Here is a 3,238-nt window from a genome sequence, read left to right on the forward strand (position 1 = left end):
TAATAAAAAAACATGTGACGGTTTAATTTAATTTAACAATATATTTAAAATAGATATTTGTTTTTATTTTGTCTAAAATAAGTAATTATAAAAAAATATCACTTATGTAATATTTTCTTTAAAGAAGAGGACAATACAACTTGTCGGAACATCAATATCTTCGCCTCGTCTCGGATATTCTGGAAAAAGGCGATCAGCGTCATGATCGCACCGGAGTCGGAACGCTGTCTTTGTTTGGTGCGATGATGCGGTTCGATCTTTCCAAAGGTCGGATACCGATTCTAACAACTAAAAAAGTATCTTATCGCTTGGCTATTCGTGAAATGCTTTGGTTTCTTTCCGGCGATACCAATATCCGACCTTTGGTTGCGCAAGGTGTTTCGATATGGAGCGATTGGCCATTGGCTCGTTACCAGAAGGAAACCGGCGATCAGCTTACCAAGAAAGAATTTGAGGCACAGATTCTGGCGGATGATGCCTTTGCAAAGGCATGGGGCGATTTGGGACCCGTCTATGGTCGGCAGTGGCGGCGATGGCAGGGGAGTGACGGGCAGGTTTATGACCAAATAGCGACTCTGATTGAAACCCTGAAAAGCAATCCTTCCAGTCGCCGGATGCTTTTCCACGGTTGGAATGTCGCTGAATTAAAAGATATGGCCTTGCCGCCTTGCCATATGGTCTATCAATATCATGTGACATCCGATGGTCGATTAAATAGTCTTCTTTATCAAAGAAGTGCGGATGTCTTTTTAGGGCTGCCTTTTAATTTAGTGGGGGCTGCGGCTTTGCAAGCGATGCTTGCCGATCAGGCTGGATTGGCTTTAGGAGATTTGGTGTGGACAGGCGGTGATGTTCATATCTACCGCAACCATATCGACCAGATGAAAGAACAACTTACCCGTAAACCGCGGGCGTTTCCTCACCTACAATTAACACGTCATCCTGACCGCATCACAGAGTATAAAATCGAGGATTTTGCAATCACGGGATATGACCCTCATCCCCCTATCAAGGGCGCGGTTGCAGTTTGATTATGCAGTATTTTTAAAAAATTTCAGACGGTGGAACCAATATCTTTCGAGCTCGTTGATTAAGTAATTGATGTAAAATTAATCAACTTACTATTCCTTATTTGGAATAGTGAGCTTTGGCTTAAAAAGTAATTTAACTGCATATTGCAACTAATTTCTCTTTAAAAATGGAGTAATTTAGCTGTTATTTAAAATAAATGCAGATCATTTCATAAAAAATGAGGAAAAATTAAGGATGAGTCCTTCTTTGTAAAAAGGAGGACTGTCCTAAGCTGAAGTAATAAGAAAGGTAGGCTCTTTTATGGCATATGAATCTGTCAATCCCGCCACTGGCGAAACCGTCAAAAAATACCCTGATTTTTCGGATAAACAGGTTAAAGAATCCGTTGATCGGGCGGCGACTGTCTTCAAAAATGACTGGAGCCAGCGAACGATCGCGGAACGGAGCAAGGTGCTTCATAAGGCTGCTGAAATCTTCCGTTCCGATGTGGATAAATATGCCAAGCTCCTGACTATCGAAATGGGCAAAAAGATTGCTGAAGCCCGCGGCGAGGTCAAATTATCGGCTGATATCCTTGATTATTATGCCAAAAACGGTGAAAAATTTCTGGCACCTCAAAAGGTTGAAGAAAAGCCGGGGGCGGTCGTCAAAGCCTTTCCACTTGGACTGCTTTTAGCGATTGAGCCTTGGAACTTCCCTTACTATCAGCTTGCCCGTATCGCAGGGCCTTATCTGATCGCGGGAAATGCCCTTCTGGTGAAACATTCCTCTTCCGTGCCTCAAAGCGCCCATGCCTTTGAAGCCGTTTTGGAAGAAGCGGGCGCACCCAAGGGTATTTATACCAATCTTGATGCCTCACCAGATCAGATTAGCCAAATTATCGAAGATCCTCGGGTGCGTGGTGTAACCGTGACCGGTAGCGCTTCGGTTGGGGCTGAATTGGCCGCCAAAGCCGGTAAGATGTGGAAAAAATCGGTCATGGAGCTGGGCGGCAGTGATGCCTTCATCGTTCTTGACGGTGTCGATATTGATGACAAGCTGATTGATAAAGCCGCCTATGGACGGTTGTTTAACGCAGGGCAGGTTTGCTGCGCTGCCAAGCGTTTTATTATCGTTGGACAAAAACGCGCCGAACTTTTCACGCAAAAGCTAAAACAGCGCTTTGAAGCTCTAAAAATTGGTGATCCCATGGAGGAATCTACCGATTTGGGGCCTTTGTCTTCGGTTGGTGCGCGAGATCAGGTTATTAAACAGGTCGAAAAAGCGGTTCAAAATGGCGCAAAACTTGTTTGTGGTGGGACGGCGATAGAAGGCAAGGGTGCCTTCATGAAAGCTGGTATCCTGACCGATATTAAGCGCGAGAATCCTGCCTATTTTGAAGAATTTTTTGGCCCTATTGCCCAAATTTACGCAGTGAAAGATGAAGCCGAAGCTATCGAGCTTGCCAATGACTCGCCTTATGGCTTGGGCGGTGCCGTTTTTGCTCCCGATGTGGAACAGGGACGCAAAGTGGCAGAGCAAATTGAAACCGGCATGGTGGCGATCAATAAGCCTCTATGGACTGCGCCTGAACTGCCTTTCGGTGGGGTTAAACATTCCGGCTATGGTCGCGAATTATCCCATTTCGGTATTCAGGAATTTATCAACTGGAAATTGATAGACGCTTCTGCGGCCTAAAAACTTCTCAAAATCCGTTTCAAATGGAAAAGATAAAAGCCGATCTGAAATCCAGATCGGCTTTTATTGTTTAGTCTATCTAAAAAAACAGGCCATCCATAGATGACCTGTTTTAAATTTGAACTTTGTCTTTAGACCTTAGTCAACAAAAGCCCGCTCGATGACGAAATCACCGGGTTCGCTGTTGGAGCCTTCTTTGAATCCCTGTTCATTCAGGTATTTTTCAAAGTCCTTAATCATGTCCATGCTACCACAAAGCATCAAACGGTCTGTCGCTGGATCAAGTTTTTTTGACAAGCCAATCCGATCGCTGAATAAAGAACCGTCCTCAATCATGGTATTGATGCGGCTGGTGCGCTCAAATTCTTCTCGGGTAACGGTTGGAATATAGGTGAATTGTTCTGCGGCTTCTTCAGAGACCAGCGGATCATCCGCAATCTGATTTACTAGATCATCATAATAGGCAAGGTCGCTGACGCGGCGGACGCTGTGAACCAGAATGATTTTTTCAAATCGATCGTAAATATCC

At 44.5% G+C, this 3,238-nt stretch carries 2 protein-coding genes and 1 pseudogene; 2 read left to right on the forward strand and 1 reads right to left on the reverse strand.

Annotated elements, in window-relative coordinates; translation table 11 throughout:
• Positions 1-140 precede the first annotated feature (140 nt).
• Positions 141-1,031, forward strand: a complete 891-nt coding sequence (gene thyA / locus LDL18_RS08885; RefSeq protein ID WP_296508849.1) for a thymidylate synthase — start codon at positions 141-143, stop codon at positions 1,029-1,031.
• 301 nt (positions 1,032-1,332) lie between these two features.
• Positions 1,333-2,709: an NAD-dependent succinate-semialdehyde dehydrogenase gene (locus tag LDL18_RS08890; RefSeq protein ID WP_296508851.1), complete on the forward strand. Its 1,377-nt coding sequence runs from the start codon at positions 1,333-1,335 to the stop codon at positions 2,707-2,709.
• Between the two features lie 138 nt (positions 2,710-2,847).
• Here the strand turns inward: LDL18_RS08890 and LDL18_RS08895 are convergent.
• Positions 2,848-3,238, reverse strand: a pseudogene (locus LDL18_RS08895) (ferredoxin--NADP reductase); the annotation flags it as partial.

It is taken from the genome of Zymomonas sp. (assembly GCF_020216885.1).
Classification (GTDB): domain Bacteria; phylum Pseudomonadota; class Alphaproteobacteria; order Sphingomonadales; family Sphingomonadaceae; genus Zymomonas.